At 44.2% G+C, this 19071-nt stretch carries 19 protein-coding genes; 1 reads left to right on the top strand and 18 read right to left on the bottom strand.

The window, feature by feature from the left end:
• Positions 1 to 27 precede the first annotated feature (27 nt).
• Positions 28 to 1890 (top strand): 1-deoxy-D-xylulose-5-phosphate synthase, encoded by a 1863-nt coding sequence (gene dxs / locus GPLA_RS22000; protein WP_007107238.1) that lies wholly within the window; start codon positions 28 to 30, stop codon positions 1888 to 1890.
• A 46-nt stretch (positions 1891 to 1936) separates the two neighbouring features.
• Here the strand turns inward: dxs and GPLA_RS22005 are convergent, their stop codons facing one another.
• The 18 genes from GPLA_RS22005 to glyA form a co-directional block, all read right to left on the bottom strand.
• The gene (locus tag GPLA_RS22005) at positions 1937 to 2380 is read right to left on the bottom strand and encodes a YaiI/YqxD family protein (protein ID WP_007107239.1); all 444 of its coding nucleotides are present in this window, start codon (positions 2378 to 2380) and stop codon (positions 1937 to 1939) included.
• Positions 2381 to 2516: 136 nt separating this feature from the next.
• Positions 2517 to 3005 carry a phosphatidylglycerophosphatase A family protein gene (locus GPLA_RS22010; RefSeq protein WP_007107240.1) on the bottom strand — a complete coding sequence of 163 codons (489 nt, stop codon included), beginning with the start codon at positions 3003 to 3005 and terminating at the stop codon, positions 2517 to 2519.
• Positions 3005 to 4003, bottom strand: coding sequence for a thiamine-phosphate kinase (gene thiL, locus GPLA_RS22015; RefSeq protein WP_007107241.1), 999 nt, complete (start codon positions 4001 to 4003; stop codon positions 3005 to 3007). Before thiL ends, GPLA_RS22010 begins: the two co-directional genes overlap by 1 nt.
• A gap of 73 nt (positions 4004 to 4076) precedes the next feature.
• A complete protein-coding gene (nusB, locus tag GPLA_RS22020; protein WP_007107242.1) occupies positions 4077 to 4499 on the bottom strand; it encodes a transcription antitermination factor NusB in 423 nt (140 codons plus the stop codon).
• Entirely contained in the window at positions 4500 to 4976 is a 477-nt protein-coding gene (gene ribH, locus GPLA_RS22025) for a 6,7-dimethyl-8-ribityllumazine synthase (RefSeq protein WP_007107243.1), read from the bottom strand.
• 163 nt (positions 4977 to 5139) lie between these two features.
• Positions 5140 to 6237 (bottom strand): bifunctional 3,4-dihydroxy-2-butanone-4-phosphate synthase/GTP cyclohydrolase II, encoded by a 1098-nt coding sequence (ribBA, locus tag GPLA_RS22030; protein ID WP_007107244.1) that lies wholly within the window; start codon positions 6235 to 6237, stop codon positions 5140 to 5142.
• A gap of 98 nt (positions 6238 to 6335) precedes the next feature.
• Complete coding sequence (locus tag GPLA_RS22035) at positions 6336 to 7001, bottom strand: riboflavin synthase (protein WP_007107245.1); 666 nt, start codon at positions 6999 to 7001, stop codon at positions 6336 to 6338.
• 103 nt (positions 7002 to 7104) lie between these two features.
• Positions 7105 to 8223, bottom strand: a complete 1119-nt coding sequence (gene ribD / locus GPLA_RS22040) for a bifunctional diaminohydroxyphosphoribosylaminopyrimidine deaminase/5-amino-6-(5-phosphoribosylamino)uracil reductase RibD (protein WP_007107246.1) — start codon at positions 8221 to 8223, stop codon at positions 7105 to 7107.
• 49 nt (positions 8224 to 8272) lie between these two features.
• A complete protein-coding gene (gene nrdR, locus GPLA_RS22045; RefSeq protein ID WP_007107247.1) occupies positions 8273 to 8722 on the bottom strand; it encodes a transcriptional regulator NrdR in 450 nt (149 codons plus the stop codon).
• Between the two features lie 127 nt (positions 8723 to 8849).
• Entirely contained in the window at positions 8850 to 9590 is a 741-nt protein-coding gene (locus GPLA_RS22050; RefSeq protein ID WP_007107248.1) for an SPOR domain-containing protein, read from the bottom strand.
• A gap of 21 nt (positions 9591 to 9611) precedes the next feature.
• Positions 9612 to 12695, bottom strand: coding sequence for an SPOR domain-containing protein (locus tag GPLA_RS22055; RefSeq protein ID WP_007107249.1), 3084 nt, complete (start codon positions 12693 to 12695; stop codon positions 9612 to 9614).
• Positions 12696 to 12786: 91 nt separating this feature from the next.
• Positions 12787 to 13614 carry a fimbrial biogenesis chaperone gene (locus tag GPLA_RS22060; RefSeq protein WP_007107250.1) on the bottom strand — a complete coding sequence of 276 codons (828 nt, stop codon included), beginning with the start codon at positions 13612 to 13614 and terminating at the stop codon, positions 12787 to 12789.
• 29 nt (positions 13615 to 13643) lie between these two features.
• Positions 13644 to 14144, bottom strand: a complete 501-nt coding sequence (locus GPLA_RS22065; protein ID WP_007107251.1) for a DUF4402 domain-containing protein — start codon at positions 14142 to 14144, stop codon at positions 13644 to 13646.
• Positions 14145 to 14165: 21 nt separating this feature from the next.
• Positions 14166 to 14765 carry a hypothetical protein gene (locus GPLA_RS22070; RefSeq protein ID WP_007107252.1) on the bottom strand — a complete coding sequence of 200 codons (600 nt, stop codon included), beginning with the start codon at positions 14763 to 14765 and terminating at the stop codon, positions 14166 to 14168.
• A gap of 211 nt (positions 14766 to 14976) precedes the next feature.
• Complete coding sequence (locus tag GPLA_RS22075) at positions 14977 to 15948, bottom strand: FlgO family outer membrane protein (protein ID WP_007107253.1); 972 nt, start codon at positions 15946 to 15948, stop codon at positions 14977 to 14979.
• A gap of 151 nt (positions 15949 to 16099) precedes the next feature.
• The gene (locus tag GPLA_RS22080; protein ID WP_007107254.1) at positions 16100 to 16768 is read right to left on the bottom strand and encodes a FlgO family outer membrane protein; all 669 of its coding nucleotides are present in this window, start codon (positions 16766 to 16768) and stop codon (positions 16100 to 16102) included.
• A 15-nt stretch (positions 16769 to 16783) separates the two neighbouring features.
• Positions 16784 to 17368, bottom strand: coding sequence for a FlgO family outer membrane protein (locus GPLA_RS22085; RefSeq protein WP_040515713.1), 585 nt, complete (start codon positions 17366 to 17368; stop codon positions 16784 to 16786).
• Positions 17369 to 17618: 250 nt separating this feature from the next.
• On the bottom strand, positions 17619 to 18875 hold the full coding sequence (gene glyA, locus GPLA_RS22090) for a serine hydroxymethyltransferase (protein WP_007107256.1): 1257 nt from the start codon (positions 18873 to 18875) through the stop codon (positions 17619 to 17621).
• Positions 18876 to 19071 lie beyond the last annotated feature (196 nt).

The raw sequence follows: 19071 nt of genomic DNA on the forward strand, positions 1-19071 counted from the left end.
CCAATAATAATAGTAGAAACGTACCTCATGACCCTGGATTTAGCCCACTACCCTCTTCTGGCTTTGGCGGACACACCCGAGCAACTGCGCGAGTTACCGCAAGATAAACTAAAGCAAGTAGCCAAAGAATTACGTCAATATTTACTGACTAGCGTAAGCCAAAGTAGTGGACATTTTGCCTCAGGTTTAGGCACAGTCGAATTGACGGTTGCGTTGCATTACGTTTACAACACCCCATTCGACCGTTTGATATGGGATGTGGGTCATCAAGCTTATCCGCACAAGATATTAACCGGTCGACGTGGCCGTATGCCAAGCATTCGTCAGAAAAACGGCCTACATCCATTCCCTTGGCCAAATGAAAGTGAATATGACACCTTTGCCGTGGGTCATTCATCTACGTCCATCAGCGCAGCCGTAGGTATGGCTGTCGCCGCAGAAAAAGAAGCTTTGGGCCGAAAAGTAGTGGCGGTGATTGGGGACGGCGCAATGACAGCCGGCATGGCATTTGAAGCATTAAATCATGGCGGAGACATAGACAAAGACATGTTAGTTATTTTAAACGATAACGAAATGTCAATTTCCGAAAACGTTGGTGCGCTAAATAGCCATCTAGCCCGCCTATTAACCGGCAACTTTTTCAATTCCATTCGCGATGGCGGTAAAAAGCTGCTCAGCACAGTGCCACCCATTAAAGAATTCGCCAGCCGCGCAGAAGAACATATTAAGGGAATGGTTGTCCCTGGTACCATCTTTGAAGAACTCGGCTTTAACTATATTGGCCCTATTGACGGTCATGATGTAAATGGCGTGGTTGATACCCTAAAAAATATGCGCAATATCAAAGGCGCACAGATCCTGCACGTGGTCACCAAAAAAGGCAAAGGCTACGAGCTAGCCGAAAAAGATCCGATTAAATTTCATGCCGTACCGAAATTTAATCCATCTGCAGATGGTTTACCAAAAGCCGCTCCTAGCGATCCTACTTTTTCGAATATATTTGGTCGCTGGTTATGTGACATGGCAGACCAAGATCCTAACCTCATGGCCGTCACACCTGCCATGCGTGAAGGCTCAGGTATGGTGGAATTCTCACAGAAATATCCAAAGCAATATTTTGACGTTGCCATTGCTGAGCAACACGCAGTAACGTTCGCTGCAGGCTTGGCAAAAGAAGGTCAAAACGCCGTAGTGGCGATTTACTCAACCTTTTTGCAGCGTGCTTACGACCAACTCATTCACGACGTAGCAATACAAAACTTACCCGTGTTATTTGCCATAGACCGCGCAGGCTTAGTCGGTGCAGACGGCCCCACACACCAAGGCGCGTTTGATATCCCATTTCTACGTTGTATTCCAAACATGGTGATCATGGCCCCTGCCGATGAAAACGAATGCCGCCAGATGCTCTACACGGGTCATAAACTTGATAAGCCTGCTGCCGTAAGATACCCACGAGGTTCAGGCACAGGGGTCACGCCAGAAACGACCATGCAGGCCTTAGAAATAGGTAAGAGCCGAGCTATTCGTGCAGGGCAAAAAATAGCCATACTGAATTTTGGCGTATTATTACCTTACGCTGAAAAGGCGGCCGAGATGCTAAATGCCACTGTGATCGATATGCGCTTTGTTAAACCCCTTGATATCGAAGCGGTCAATCAAGTCGCAAGCGAGCATGAACTGCTCATTACGTTAGAAGATGGCGCCATTGCGGGCGGCGCCGGTGGTGCTGTAGCGGAATATATACTGAGTACCACACACACTAGTCGCTTACTGCAAATAGGCTTGCCAGATGCATTTATTATGCAAGGAACGCAGACTGAGATGTATGCCGAATTAGGCATGGATGATGTGGGTATTATCGCTAAGGCCCAAGCGTTTTTTAAGTAAACTTACCCCTAAGCCACTGTAAAATAGCTAACGTGTCCTCAAAGCGTTAACGCTGGGCCAATAGCCTGTCTAGGTTGTTGGCGAATGCTTGTTTCTCTTTATTCCCGTATGCACCAGGCCCACCGGTATGCACGCCACTGCTGCGCATGGTGTCCATAAAGTCACGTATATTCAAAATACTGCCAATGCTTTCTTTACTGTATAGTTCACCACGTGGGTTAAGCGCGTGGGCGCCTTTTTCAATCACTTCTGCCGCCAAGGGAATATCAGCGGTGATCACCAAATCATTAGCAACACACTGCTCAACAATGTAGTCATCTGCTACGTCAAAGCCACTTTGTACCTGAACACTGGTAATATTTTTATCAGGTGGTACAGGGATGTGTTGATTGGCCACGAGTGTCATTTCAACTTGTGTGCGCTGGGCGGCTTTAAATAAAATCTGTTTCACCAGAACTGGACAAGCGTCCGCATCAACCCAAATTTTCATGCTATTCCTTTATTTAAATTAAACTTTTTTGACAATACTTTGCAGTAAAAAGAGGGATATCAGCTAGCCATTTGTTGCTAATTAGAAGCTCTAAATGTTGATCCTCAATAGGATCATCATGCACAATATTAATCGATTACAGCCAACCCATGTAAAGGATTAGGTGCATAAGAATAAGCGTAAAAAAGCCAGCGAGCAGATCATCAACCATGATACCAAACCCTCCGTGCACCCGCGCATCAAGGTAGCTAATAGGCCAAGGTTTAAGAATATCAAATATACGAAACAGCACAAAACCCAGCAATAACGTTTGCCAGCTAATCGGCACCGCAATCATGGCAATTAGCATCCCGGCAATTTCATCCCATACGATAGATGAGTCATCATGTACCATCATATCTCTGGCGGTTTTATCGCATAGCCAAATACCCACTACCGACACCAACAGCGTGATCAGTAAATATCCGCTTAACGAGGTACTATAAGCCAGCAGGCACACGAGCGGTAAAGCGGCAAGGGTACCAAAGGTGCCTGGGGCTTTAGGCGCTAAGCCGCTACCGAAGCCTAATGCTAAAAAGTGTATTGGGTTAGCTAACGACACCCGTTTACGAATATGTCTATCCATTATGCTCGCTTAGCGCTATTGCTCGGCTGGGCAGAACTAAAGTGCTCAAAACCGGTTTGGCTATAAGCATAACTTTGTTCATCAAGTTTCAAATCAACTTTGCCTACGGCGCCATTAATTTGGCCAATACATGTGGCCGGTACATTGCTGCATGCCAACACTCTATCCACACTACTCTTTTGTTCTTCGCTTACAGTAAAAAGCAATTCATAATCATCCCCTGCGCTCAAAGCGTAGTGAAATGCTCGGTCTCGGTCAACCGACTCTAACAAGGCGTTAGACAAGGGCAATTTGTCTAGTTGTAAACAAGCACCACATTGAGATGCATTCAGAATATGCTTAATGTCTGCCAACAAACCATCTGAAATATCAATACAAGCACTGGCTACCCTGCGTAAACTCGTGCCTGCGAAGACTCTAGGCGTAGGATAATGTAAACGATTAAGTAAATATTCTCGGTGCTGGGGATTTTCAACTTGGACTTTATCAAGCAGTATATCTAACCCTAAGCCCGCATCACCGATAGAACCAGTGACATACACAAAATCACCAGGCTTAGCACCAGAGCGTTTTAACGCTTGATCAGCAGTCACAAAACCTTGTGCGGTAATGGTAATGGCAAGCGGACCTTGTACAGTATCACCGCCGATAAGTTGTACAGAATAATATTCAGTTAACTCTTTAAAACCATCTGAAAACGCTTGCAACCATTGCTCGTCAACATTCGGTAGTGACAAAGATAAACTCAACCAAGCTGGTTCTGCCCCCATTGCGGCCAGATCACTCAAGTTTACTGCAATGGCTTTTTGTGCAATGGCCTTAGGCGACGCATCGGGTAAGAAGTGCACACCGCTGATAAGCGTATCTGTGGTGGTAGCTAATGCTTGGCCGGCAGGAATTTGGGTAATAGCGCAGTCGTCGCCGATGCCTAACAACACATCTTTACGTTGAAAACTAACACTGCGGAAATAGGTATCGATTAATGAAAATTCTTTCACATTATTATTTTAAAAACTCTGAGATTTAAAGGGGCGCAATTGGTTGAGCAACCCCTTCAAATATAACGCTCTTTTATGACAACTCGTGTTTACGAAGGGTCTTGATTGCTTTATCTAGTACACCATTGACAAACTTATGGCTTTCTTCAGCACCGAACGATTTTGCTAGCTCAATCGCTTCATTGATGACGACTTTGTATGGCACATCAATACGCTCAACAAGTTCGTAAGTAGCCAGTCGTAAGATAGCTTTTTCAACTGGGTCAAGCTCTTCAGGCAAACGCCCCAAATAAGGCTTAATTTTAGCGTCCAACTCAGCTGTTTTACGCACGACTGCACGCAACAACTCAAGAAAATACTCAGTATCAACCTCTTGCATATTATTGCTAGTAACAATACTCAGCTCTATCTGATCGAGTGGATTTTTTGACATCTGCCAAGAATAAACGGCTTGAACCGCGAGTTCTCTAGCTTTACGACGGGCTGCTGGTTTCACCTACTTTGCCCCTTCGATATTGGCCATTACGTTAACCATTTCCAATGCACCTAGTGCAGCTTCAGCGCCTTTGTTACCGGCTTTTGTCCCTGAACGTTCAATTGCTTGTTCAATACTGTCAGTGGTAATAACACCAAAAGACACTGGAATACCGTACTCAAGAGACACCTGAGCCAAACCTTTATTACATTCACCAGCAACAAATTCAAAATGAGGTGTGCCACCACGGATAACCGCACCTAAGGCAATAATGGCATCGAACGTGCCTTTTTCGGCTAATTTTTTAGCTGCAATTGGCAACTCATAAGCACCGGGAACACGCACCAAAGTGATATCTTGGTCGTTTACCTCTCCGTGACGCTCTAGTGTATCTAGTGCACCATCAACCAAACTTTCAACAACGAAACTGTTGAAACGTGACACAACTATCGCAAATTTTTTGCCTGTTGCGCGAATATTACCTTCAATGACATTCATGCTTAATTAGCCTTAACTATAAAAAATGGCGCGTATAATAGCACATAGCAATTTGATCCCAAACAGCTTAATGCAGCGATTATAAATTGCACATTTAGCGTGATAAAAACAAACAACGCCTGATAGTCAGGCGTTGTTTAGTGAATGATTAAGCCAAAAGCGGTTAATCGACGTATTCAACCACTTCTAGGCCGTAACCTGATAAGGCGTGATACTTTTTAGGTCGACTCAATAGGCGCATCTTTTTAACGCCTAAACTAGCCAATATCTGACTGCCAACGCCAACTGTACGAGATGTTCCGGTCCAAGCTGCACCAAGGGGTTTTTCGCCCGCATCTTCGGCTTGAAATTGCGTGACTTGCGTTAATAAATCTTCATCTTTACCAAGTAAAACCAACACACCGCCTTCGGTAGCGATACGGGTTAATGCTTGGGGTAAATTCATGCTGCGCTCAATAGCACGCTCAGAACCTAATAAATCGCTCAAAGTGTTGTGCAAGTGAACGCGCACCAAGGTGGGCTCTTCCGGCTTAATTTCGCCTTTGCACAAAGCAAAATGCACTTGATTATCAATAGAGTCTTTGTAGGTCACTAAATCAAACTCACCGTATTCGGTAGGCAGCTTGCACTTAGCGACCTGCTCGATAGTCGTTTCATTCAAATTACGGTATTCAATTAAATCTGCAATGGTGCCAATTTTAAGATCATGTTTTTTAGCGAACTCTTGTAGTTCAGGGCCCCGGGCCATGGTGCCATCTTCGTTTAGAACTTCAACGATAACGGATGCTGGCTCTAGGCCCGCCAAACGTGGTAAATCAACCCCGGCTTCAGTGTGCCCGGCGCGATTCAATACGCCGCCTTCTTTCGCAATCAAGGGGAAAATATGACCTGGCTGTACAATGTCGTTGGCTGTTGCTTCTGGTGCAACGGCAGCCAAAATAGTACGCGCACGATCCGCAGCAGAAATACCTGTGGTGACACCTTCTCGGGCTTCGATAGACACAGTAAAATTAGTCGAGAACTGTGCACCATTGTTGTCGACCATCAAAGGTAAATTCAAACGTTTACAACGCTCAGCGGTCATGGGTAAACACACCAACCCCCGTGCATGGGTAACCATAAAGTTAATGTCTTTGGCCGTTACGTGCTCGGCGGCCATAATGATATCGCCTTCATTTTCACGGTCTTCGTCATCCATCAAGATAACCATTTTTCCTAGACGAATGTCTTCGATAATTTCCGCTGTTGTATTCATTGGCATAATGTAATGATTCTTTATTGTTGTTTCGTGGGGTTAAGCAGTTATCTGCGTATGTAATTGTGTGCTACAAACACACCACTGGTCCGTCAGCATGTGTCCTAACGTAAAAAACCGTTCTCGGCTAAAAACGCCATGCTGATGTCTGATTTTTGTTGGCCCGTTTCTGCGGCTTTATCACCCTGCATCAAACGCTCTAGGTAACGCGCGACCACGTCCACTTCTAAATTGATTTTAGTACCTTTTTTATAACCACCAATAATGGTCTCTTGCAAGCTATGAGGAATAAGGGTTATTAAGAATTTGGCTCCATCAACCGCATTCACCGTTAAACTCACGCCATCGACTGTTATTGAGCCTTTTTCAGCTAGGTACCTGGCTAATTCGTCAGGCGCTTGAACCCATATTTCGACGTAGCGCCCTACCGGATTAATTGACTGCACTTCGCCCACACCATCAACGTGTCCGCTGACGATATGTCCGCCAAAACGAGACGTAGGCAACATGGCTTTCTCTAGGTTAACTTTACTGCCCGCTTGGTAATTAGCAAAGCCGCTACGTTTGATCGTTTCGTGCGATACATCTGCACTAAAGCCGCTGGTGCTGATATCCACTACCGTCAAACACACGCCATTATTGGCAATACTGTCACCTAGGGCGACGTCCGACATATCCAGTTTATTCACCCGTATGCTGAGGCGAATATCGTCGCCGGTTGGCGTTAAGGATTCAATGTGCCCAACATCTTCTATTATTCCGGTAAACATAATGTCTTTTCACTTATCTTAAACGTGCTAAAAGCAATCACTGAGAATTAATCCCATCGTATACGCTACACCGCGTAGGATTGCTTAATCAATATAGTGTAATTTATGTAAAGTAGGCCGTCAGTTTCAGATCAGGCCCAACGTGACGTACATCGCTCCATTGTAATGCAAAAGCTTGCTGCATTTGGGTTAATTCGTCCACTGCAAATAAATCTCGCCCTTTATCCCCTAATAGTTTGGGCGCTTGATACAAAATCAATTCATCAATCAATTTATTCTGTAATAAAGCACCTGCAAGCTTAGCGCCCGCCTCTACCCAAACACTGTTAAAGCCACGTTGTCCAAGGTGTTGCATCACATCTTGCAAGTCAAGTTGCGCCCCTTTTGACTTGGCTTGGTACTGTTCAACGTGAGAGGGGAATTCAGCCGAATTCAACTGGCTATTGATGAGCACGATGGGTGACGATAAGCTAAATAAATGTAAATCTGGGTGCATTTGGTTACGACCATCCAATAATACTCGGCTGGGCTGTCGTAATTCATCAATGGCGATATCCTCCATAGCAAAACCTAATTCACTGTGGCGAACAGTTAAAGATGGGTTGTCAGCTAGCACAGTGCCCGAACCGGAAAGGATCGCACAACTTCTAGCTCGATGACGCTGCACATCTTGCCGTGCAAGTGGCCCAGTTATCCACTGACTCAATCCATTGTGAAGGGCTGTTTTGCCATCCAAGCTCGAGGCCAGTTTAACGGTTACCCAGGGTTGCCCGGTCGTCATACGCTTAATAAAACCTCGGTTTAAGCGCTTGGCTTCATTTTCGAGTAAGCCACTGCTTACCTCTACACCTGCGGCGTTTAATTTTTTCAGGCCATTGCCCGCCACTAAAGGATTAGGGTCAACCATAGCCGCCACAACCCGCTTAATACCTGCATTTAGCAGAGCTTGCGCGCAGGGGCCTGTGCGCCCATGGTGGCTGCAAGGCTCCAAGGTTACGTATGCGGTTGCGCCGTTAGCTTGCTCGCCTGCTTCAGCCAAGGCATGTATTTCAGCGTGAGCAGTACCGGCTTTTTTATGCCAGCCTTGGCCGATAATATGACCCTGGGAGTCGGTAATGACACAGCCCACGTTAGGGTTGGGAGAAGTCGTATATTGGCCTTTTTCAGCCAAACGAATGGCCAATGCCATCATTTTCGCGTCATGCGCTGTGAATTGCGTCACTGTAAAACCTTATAATTCAACTCGTACCCACAAAATTCCACTCAGCAGGTTAGTCACCTAAACGAGCGATCTCTTCGCCAAACTCACGGATATCTTCAAAGGAACGGTACACAGAGGCAAAGCGCACATAAGCGACTTTATCTAACTCTTTGAGCGCATCCATTATCAAGTTACCGAGAAACTCACTGGTGATCTCACGCTCACCCGTGGCACGCATGGACGATTTGAGGCGGCTAATGCATTGCTCTACTTGTTCAGTACTCACGGGGCGCTTTTCCAGGGCGCGCTGCAAACCCGCACGCAACTTGTCTTCGTTGAAGGGTTCGCGAGAACCATCACGCTTGACCACACGGGGCATGACTAACTCGGCCATTTCGAAAGTCGTGAAGCGCTCTTTACACATAGTACATTCGCGACGACGACGCACTTGATGCCCGTCAGCGACTAAGCGAGAGTCAATCACCTTGGTTTCTTGGATAGAACAGAAGGGACAAAACATAGTGTTCTCTTGTACTGTGGAAATGTCAGTAAATTAGCAAAAAAACGCTTAGGTTGATAGATGTAGGGTTCAGTAAAAGTGAGACGATCGTAAACTTATGACATAAAGTTAAAATACCGCGTCATTATTAAATAACCCGCATTCCAACTTGATTACTCACGATACAATTGGCCCCCATTTTTTTCAAAATTTTACAGCTTTCCTTAGCTTGCTGCTGCGTATCATAAAAACCTGCTTTGATGCGATAAAAAGTCACACCGGATAAATCAACCTCTTGATAGATAGCGTGTAAATCATCGAGTTCTGGCGCGTAAGATGATTGTAGTGTACGCCAAGATTCAGCTAATTTATTTTTATCCGTCACGGCTGTAAGCTGCAATGTGTATTGGCCATTTCTCGATACGTTTTCTATTATCTTCTCATTTAGCGGCGAAGTATGCTTATTAGCCGTCTCACTAACGTTAACATTTGCACGCGGTGTGTTTTGTACGGTGTTTAATGTTAGCTGCTCAACCGCCACGTCCTTAGCTTTAAGTTTGCTCTGGCTTTTCTTAACAGGTGGTCTATTCGATTCAGATGCAACTAAAGCTGCACTTTGCGTCTCTTGAATTTCTGCCGCTTCAGCAATTTGCGTTAGTTGTGAAATAAGGGCTTTTAACTCTGGTTCGAGTGCGGCAAGTCGCTGCAAGCTTGGTTTCATCTGTTCAAACTCCGCCATTTTTGCGTGAAACTCTTCTGCGCTTAGTCCATTTGGTACCTCTGCGACATTAGAGTTCGTAGTCGTCGCGCACCCACCTAGCAATAATATGCTAACCGTGCCTAACAATAGGCTTTTCATATTTAAACAAGCTAACTTAATTATTTTCATTTTCTATGTCTCTTCAAAGTCTTAAATATCAAAGGTAAAAGGCGCAACATTGCATGATATATTTTTGGCAGAAAAACGAGCACACACCGCATTGGCGTGGGCTTGTTTAGGATAAAAGGCAACGTTTAGTGTGTATTTTTTATCACCGTCAGCTTTGTAATAAAAAGGCTTAGGGTCAACAACATACACACCTTTTTTGATCAGTATCTGCCAAAATGCTTTCAGTATTTTGAGTGAATTAAACTCACCAATAGACACCACATAACCCTCAGCGGCCTCTCGTTCTTGCAGGGTGAAATCGGCACCATTCACAATTTCACCCGCGCTGGCCAAACTGACTTCGACGGCTTTACCCGCTCGTAAATTCTTTTTATCTAAATAGCTGCCTTCAATACGCATTTTATATTTATCGGGCAATAAGTCGGTGAATAAATAGTACCCATCGAATTGAGTCACGGTACTATTGACTTCATTGCCCTTACTATCGTACAAACGAATGGGTGCATAGGTTGCGACTTCTTCACCACCACTGGCATTGCTAACGTAAACAACGCCTTCTAACTCGCCAGATTGCACCACAGGAAAGTCGAGCACATCGAGATGTCCGGCTCTGGGGGTAACGGATACGCCTGGAATGGCATTAATTAGGAATGGATCCTCTAGGCTTCGCCTATCTAACACGATATCGGTTCGCACGTTGTTAGTCATGCTGCTGAGCATGGCGACACCTGTTTCATCAGTGGTGCCATGTCGATAATTTTGCAGTGCCTTTATTTTCGCGTTCTTGATTAACGGCTCGTCGGTATCAAACTGACCGTTTAAGTTTAAATCTTCAAATACCCTCACCGCCATCGCTCCGCTATTAGCCATCGACCGACGATTCATAAAGAATTGCTCGCCGAGCGGGTCGTAACCAAAACTAAAGCGCATGTTCAAACCGATCGACCAATCGCCGTCTTTGTCATATTCAGTGTCGGCAGTGAAATAAAACAAGTCGTGCTGCCAATTCAAGCCTAGTTTTGCGCGGTAATCATCAAGCTGCGGGTAGTAAATAATTTCAAGCTGGCTCTGCAACTCAGTGGTCAATGGCATGTATAGTTCAGTGCTGACTTGCTCTAATTGTGATTCTGGTTTAATTGAATAAATTGCATTTAAGCGCGTGAAAACCCGGCCAAAACTCTTTTGTAAACGAAGCGTCCCGCTAAATAGCTCTTCGGAAAATTCATCATCGGTTTTAAGCCAGTTCAATTCATGAGATACAAAGAGCAAGCGACTATTAATCGACAACTGATTAGAGAATAAATCACTGCTTAAACCATCTTCAATCGTGGTGTGCCGCCATTCATTTTGATAATTCACCCCAAAACCACTCGCTTTGTACAACTCACCTGACATATTCAGCGCGAACTGTTGATATAACTGGGTATCATCTGAGCTAGTTTGCTCATTCTCTTGTTGATCACCAACAAACGAAACGCTACGTTCGTCCATGTAATAATCGGCATTTAACGCTGTATCGCCGATGCGAGTTCGAGCGCCAAATTCTGCTCGGGTTTGTTGATCTTGATTAATTTGCACTATGCCGTCAAGCAACACACGATCAAACAGCGCCAGATTTGAGCCTAAAGAAAAATACTGCTGATCATCACCTTCATCTGCCAATAGCGAAGAAACACCCGCGCTCAATGAAAACCAATCGGTAATTCCTCGGTTATATACCCCAGACAACAACACTCCTGGATCTTGCGCTGTGCTGACAGTAGAAATACCAAATAAAGATTCTCCGACATCAGCGACTGAAAAACGATATTGCCCCTCGCCTTGTTCTACCGAGTTAGTGGTAATGAAATATTGCTCAGTTTTGCTTTCAATTTGCCCTTGGGGACCGTACATGATGAGTTCGAATTGGTTATCACCGAATACTAAGTCTATGTCGTTAAACTCGTAACGGCCACTTTGCAGGCTCATTTGCTGGTCGATTAATATCCCGTTGCGGTATAGCTCAATATCCCAGCCCAACTGAATATCACCGGTAAGGTTAATCGTTTTGTTATCATTAATTTGTGCGAGCTTACGATTGGTCACACTGAAGCCACGACTTTGAGAGGCGGTATTGCCGATACCCACGTTTACAGGGGTGATATCGCCAAACTGGATCTGCGTGGCTTTAAGCGGCCCAAGTAAATCGCTATTAAGGGATTGTTTAGATAACGTCAGACGTACATCACTCAATTCATCTCTATCGTTACCTGCGACAAAAAATTGACTGTTTAAGTAGGCGAAATCATGACTACCTAAAACAGAGTAGCGCGCGCTGTCACGATCAGGGTCGATTGTGCTAGCTAGCTGCACATCTATCAAGGGAGCTGTTATCGCTTGGTAATTTGACTCCAGCATAGGCAAAACGGCTTCACCTCGACTTGAGCCTTGGCTGACTCTACGGTTTTGACGCGCTAAACGTTGCTCAATGGGTAACGAGGTATCAGAGTGGGTGTACAGCTCTAAGTTGGCAAAATCAAACTCAAAGTCTAATCCCATCCACTCGCTTATTGCACCCGCCTCAACGTAGATATCACCGTCTTCAGTTAAGGTATAATCTTGACTTTCAAGCTTATAGTTTTGCCCATCTACCGTGACCAAAATAGGTTCATCTTGAACTGAAGGTAATCGTAAATCAAAGGCGTGGTCTTCACTAATAAACCAACCTGAAGCACCGCCGTTATTTTTTGCACTCTCTTTTGGCTCTACAAATTGAATGGCAAAATCGAGAGTTTCGAATAACGTCATCAGACTGATGCGCGCTTGCTTGGTGCTTTTAATGGCGTACACGTCCGCCAAATAAAGCTTACCGATATTTAACGACAAAAAGAGTTCTTCGCCTGGGGCAAAGCGAGAAGACACAGCGCTTTTGTCGACAGTATTGCGAGCAGAGGTAACTATTGGCTGTTGATATTTTTGATTCACGTCTTTGAGCAAAGCAATCAGCTCTTTATTCGACAAAGCCGAAGATAAATTAGCCTTAGTATTTGCAAAGGTTGTTTGGCTCAATAGCGTAATGATTACAAATATATATAAAACGCTGACAGCAGGGAAAATACGTGACATAAAGATCCATTTCTAATTGACAGCAAATAGATAGCAAACAACGCGCCAAGTTATTCGTCGGATAATTGACATCACTCCACCTAGGAAAGCGCTACCTAATACTAGGTGTTATTTTAAAAGACTTAGTTGTGAGCACTCGTCCCTTATATCTTCCTTGCCCCTCATACACAATTGATAACACGCCACGAGTTGGCTCAAATGGAGCACCGACCCAAATTAAATTAGCAACTGCTTTTTCTAGCTCAGTATAAACACTGTAGCCACTTAGCCGTGCCACTACTATTGGCTCATCAGCGCTCCCATGAGGTAACCAATAGGCTGTAATATCGCCATAAGAAGAGTAGCTCCCACTCCTATTAAAGTTGACCGAAATAGTACCTTTTGCACTCTGGGGATCGAACATGAATTTTACCGATTCAGCATTTATTTCAAGGTCGTTTTCTCCCTGACGAACAACTACTGGCAGTGAATAACTCATGCGCAGTTTTAAGTCTATTGCGAAGCCCGTTTGCTTTGAAATTTTTTCTTCTTGGGAAGGCAATGACCGTAATGTTAAATGTGAGCGATATTCGCCAGCAGCTAAACCTTTAGGTTTTCTTAAGGCTAGCTTCACAACCTGTCGCTCATTAGGCTGCAAAGTGACTTGCCGCGGACTATAACGCAGCATATTGCTTGCCACTGGAAAACCACTCTCGTCTTGTACTGCTTCGTAACCACCGTGCGAAAGCGCTCGCTTTTGCTGCCACTCCATACGATAAGTTTGAACACTATTACTCGTGTTGACTAATACAATTTCCTTTGAGCGTTCTCTTAAATCGAATGAGACATAGGTTGGCGATACAAGTAAATTTGCATTAACAACAGTAGAGGTAATAAACAATAAAAACGTTAACACATGAGCAAAGAACCTGATTTTCATTAACCTTCCTTAATAAAGATAAATTGAGTTTAATAATTGATAGTGAAGCGAATATCGAAAATGAAATCGGTATCTAAATAGCTTTGGCCTGTACCAGAAGACTCTATAGTTCCCCCTAAGGTTAAACTTGCCTCACCAGCACTATCGGTTGTAATCGAGGCTGGTATATCTAAATCTATCAAAATAAATTCAGCTGAAATGCCTGATTGTACCTGACCTGTTACCGGCGTAATTGCGCTAAGATATAAAGTTGTATAAGGAGGGTAATTGAAAAATCTAACTGAAGCAGGTTCACCAGTAGTTATTATTCGAAGAGAGTTAGATGAAAACGCCTGACCATGCCGAGTTACCGTTAGGGTACTAACATCCGCATTATTGACAATGGAAAATTTACCAAAATCGAGATTTTCTTCGAATATTATTTCAGACAAGGCACATCGCTGGAATAAGATCAGCAACGTGCCAAGTTTTAAAGCTGTACGAATAGTATTTAAAAAAAACTGACTGCAACAAACGCTTAGATTATCCATAACAGTCAATTCAAACTCAGTTTAATACGCAACGACTATGTCGTAATTACCACTGTAAATCGCGTCAATGTATGCGGTAGTACTAGCTGTATCATCGGTATTTAATGTGGCACCAACGGCAAACGTAACTTCACCAGCCGCATCAGTTTGCAAGTTCGCTGCAGCATAGACAGTATTAGCATTTGGTCCGGTTAATATATAACCAGTCCAGGTATCTGCTATTAGTTTAGGCGCAGAAGGAGGAGCCGATGCTCCAGTCAAGTTAACATCAGTAGTAGGTACCGTTAGTGTTAGACTAGTAAAAGGGGCAACACCGGATACAGCGTATTCACCAGGAGTACCCGGCACCAAAATCTGCATAACAGCAGCCGCGCCACCAGAAGCTGGTGTAGACGGGTCAATTGTTGGGTTAGCAGGAATAATCATAGTTGCTTGCACTGTCCCAGCAGGGTCAGCCGTGGCCCTTACAGTGCCAAATGAAATGGCAGCTGTTTCGTCTAGCGTAAACGCATTTTGAACAGTTGCCGTTGCTACAGAAGACGCAGTTTCTTGAGCCTGAGCCGCACTAACCAATAAAAGTGATGCTGCTAATCCAGTGGCTATTTTGTTAATTTTTGTCATTGTGGTTCCCTAATTTTTTATAAACATAAAGTCATATCGCCAAAATAAACACAGTTGTTTACTGAGGGCTAATTCTTTTATCGGTGTATTGCGTATTTTATTGAGCTATTTATGCAACTTTTTGTTAAAAAATGCGAAAAAAGTTAATTTTAGGGAAATTAAATTGCTTGTAAATTAATCAATTAAACGAAAACATGTCAGTAACGAGTGATTAAGGCTGGATCTGTTGCAAAAGGCCTTTAGGCACAAAAGTACTGGCTGCGGCGATCACGCTGTTATCATCAATTGATACCACTCGACTATTGATTTTCACCCCTCTATTGGTCGCGACTAATGTGCCGGTCAGGATGTAATCCATTTCAGTTTGTCCTTGCAGTTTTTGGCCATCTCGCGAGAGTGCTAAATCTCCCATAGCGGACACGTCTATGTGTTTAGTTAGCTTAAAGTCCACCACATTAACCCCGTACTGAGGTAATTCAGTGGCCAAGGCTTCGGCAAACTGATTACCTAAACTGCTGGAGCTACGCAACGTCTCGTCAAAATCGACAAAACTAGCCACGCCTACTCGCACGCCTTCTAGTGCACTGAATTTCGCTAACTTTCCAGCTAATTGCTGAGCATAATCGGTAAGCTGAATTTTACTGTTCGCAAAAATGCCGCTATTGCGACTAACATAATGTGAGGACGCAACCGAGCGTGCTTCAGCATTCATTACGCTATCTTCCCCTTGCAATCCTGAAACATTATTTAACTTGCTGTAGCGCACCGTTCTGGCGAGTTTCTGTAGTTCATTCATCAAATACTTAAGTTCTTCAGGAGATTCGGTTAATGATGCTAATGGGTTTATAGATTGAATTTGATTGTCCGCATTACTTTTCGTGTTGCCACCAGTTGAAGCTGGCATATTTTGCTTATTGTCTCCCATCAAAATGCCTTCGGGCTGATTTTCGGCATACTGCGGTTGACCTTGCATATACTGCTCTAACGACGGCGACGTGCCAATAACTGATAGATTACTTAACGCATCAATCAAGAATGCTAAATCCTCTTCACTCTTAACTAGCCTTTCGAGCGCTGGCTTTTGTGTTTCCCATTCAATTTTTTGTTGTTCGAGCATGCTTTTTAATTCAATGTATTGCGGATCACTGGTATCCACTGCAATTTCGTCTTGATCTTTAAACATCGAACAACCTGCGAGCGTAACTAAAACGATTGCGAGACTGCAGTGCATCAACACACTGCGAGGTAAAAAAGTGAAACACAGATTATATTTATTCACTATAAACACTCAACTATCTGATTAATTGCCATAATATCCATCGTCCAATCTCGTCTTAGCTTTTTTCACTTTGCTTGAATTTAAGACTGATACCGGAATTACCCTGGCTACCGTGCAACGCGTTTACTACACTGGCAGGAATAAAGCCTTGGGCACTTGATAGTACTTTTTTAGTATCAATAGACACCATACGAGCATTCACTATTACACCATCTTGGTGCTTAACCATAGTACCGCCCATGACATACTGTACTGGCATATCAGGGTTTAGCTCTTCGTAATCACGACTGAAGTTGAAATCGCCTGATGGGGTAACGCGAATGTAATCTGAGCTTTTGAAGTCCAAAACATTTAGCCCAAACTGATGTAGTTCATGCATGAAGCTTTCAGCCAACTGATTGCCTAATAAGTCCGTTTCGTCAAAATTACCATCTAGGTAAACGAAACTAGTGACACCGATATCCATACTGTTATCGGGTGTGTCCATATTGGCAATTAACTCTTGCATTATCCCCTGTACATAGTGATTTACGTCACCCACTTCCACACGCTTGTAAATGTCAGACATGCGCTGGTTATTAAAGCGACTGCCTTGAGGCATGTTCAGTTCAACTGGACTATTAGCGGATTTATCTTCCACGTCCTCATCATTTGAGAAAAAACTTGAACAAGACGTGCTGAATAAACAAATTAGCGGCACAGCGAAAAGGTTTGTAGTTTTCATGATTAAACTCACTTTTTATAATGACGAGCGATAAAGCTTGTTATGCTTTATTTGGATTTGATTGGCGTTCAATCCAATAACGCTATTCGGAATATTATCTGACACCGCAGCGATAACGGTTCCCTCGCGCAAATCCAATAACCGGGCATTAACCGTAGTCGTTTGATTGCCTTGCAGTAGAGTTCCCACGACCATATAACGCACATTAATGTCTTTACTGATGTCGGCACTATCACGACTGAGTAATCGCTCGTGATCCTTAAACAATTGCACCTGATTAGCTGCGCGTATCTCCACTACGTTAAAACCTCGCTGTGTCGATACAGTTAACATACTCTCTTGTAACTGCAGGCCAAGCATATTCAAAGAATGATTAGCTTGAGACAGTGCTAGGCTTTCTAGTTCAGTAAAACTCACCACCGCCAAATTCCCGTATTCAATAGGCGGCAAGTTACCGAACAGCCTATTTGCGACTTGCTCTGTGTGCATTAATAAAGGCTCTTCGGCCACAACCTGCCCTACTTCGGCATCTTCTTGCCATGAAGGTAGATGGGAACACCCCATTAAAGAAAGTAACAATAGGCTTAATAAGATCTTCAAAACATCTGCTCCGCTTTCGGTGCCCACTGAGGTTAGGCATACGCATTGAATACGCTAATTTTTGGTCAAAGCGTCAAAAAACGGCGCTTAAACTGTTCATACTAACGGTTTCAGCAAATTTCAGGCCATAAAAAAATCCGCTGAGGAAACCTCAACGGATTTTTATGATTAGAACGCAATTTGTAAGCAACTTAGCAATTGACGTCGAACATTGGTGTTCGACCTCAAATACTCATTACCGAAATTAGTTTTAGCCGTAAACGGGGAACTCACCGCAAAGGGCCAGTACTTCACCTTTTATGCGTTCGATGACTGATTCGTCTTCGATGTTGTCGATAACATCACAAATCCAAGTCGCCACTTGCTTCGCTTGGGCTTCTTTGAAACCACGGCGGGTGATGGCCGGAGAACCGATACGTAAACCACTGGTCACAAACGGAGAGCGTGGGTCGTTTGGTACTGAGTTTTTGTTTACTGTGATGTTTGCGCGGCCTAGGGCTGCATCCGCATCTTTACCTGTGATGTCTTTCGCAATCAAATCAAGTAAGAACAAATGATTGTCAGTGCCACCAGATACTATGTTGTAACCGCGTTCTTGCATCACGCTAACCATTGCCTTGGCGTTAACTAAGACTTGCTGTTGGTATTCTTTAAAATCTGGTTGTAGTGCTTCTTTAAAGGCAACGGCTTTAGCCGCGATCACGTGGCACAAAGGACCCCCTTGATTACCAGGGAATACTGAGCTGTTGAGCTTTTTATAGATAGCTTCATCACCACAGGCTGATAAAATCAAGCCACCACGTGGGCCCGCTAAGGTTTTATGGGTTGTGGTAGTGACAACGTGTGCGTGCGGTAACGGGTTAGGATACAACCCTGCTGCGACTAAGCCCGCTACGTGAGCCATATCCACTAACAAGTATGCACCTACTTTGTCCGCAATTTCGCGGAAACGCTGCCAATCGACAATGCCTGAGTATGCAGAAAAGCCACCGATGATCATTTTCGGTTTGTGTTCAACCGCTAGTGCTTCCACTACGTCGTAATCAATTTTGCCGGTTTGCTCATCGATACCGTACTGTACTGCATTATAGGTTTTACCAGAGAAGCTAACGTGGGCCCCGTGGGTCAAGTGACCACCGTGCGCTAAGCTCATGCCTAGTACGGTATCACCAGCTTCAAGTAACGCCATAAATACCGCTGAGTTAGCTTGAGAGCCAGAATGAGGTTGTACGTTTGCGTAGTCACAACCGAATAATTGATTTGCCCGAGCAATGGCTAGATCTTCTGCCACGTCTACGTATTCACAGCCGCCGTAATAGCGTTTGTGTGGGTAACCTTCAGCGTATTTATTGGTTAACTGTGAACCTTGGGCTTCAAGCACCCGGGGACTACAGTAGTTTTCAGAGGCGATCAGCTCAATGTGATCTTCTTGGCGCTGGGTTTCTTGCGCGATAGCTTGACTCAATTCGGGATCAAAATCGGCAATATTCATGTCACGTGATAACATCAGGTCTCCTCAGGGGCGCCCGCTACACTTGCTTAATAGAAATAGCTAAACCGTTACGCTGTGGTCTATCAAGAATCAACATTCTCAACAGACACTTAACGCCATGGCTGCAAATTCCATCAAACGCAATGCTACGCTGGCTATTTAAGTGCTTAAAAGAGCGCACATTCTAGTCATTTTGCACTTTTTGTACATA

Origin of the sequence: Paraglaciecola polaris LMG 21857 (genome assembly GCF_000315055.1) — a bacterium.
Taxonomy (GTDB): Bacteria; Pseudomonadota; Gammaproteobacteria; order Enterobacterales; family Alteromonadaceae; genus Paraglaciecola; species Paraglaciecola polaris.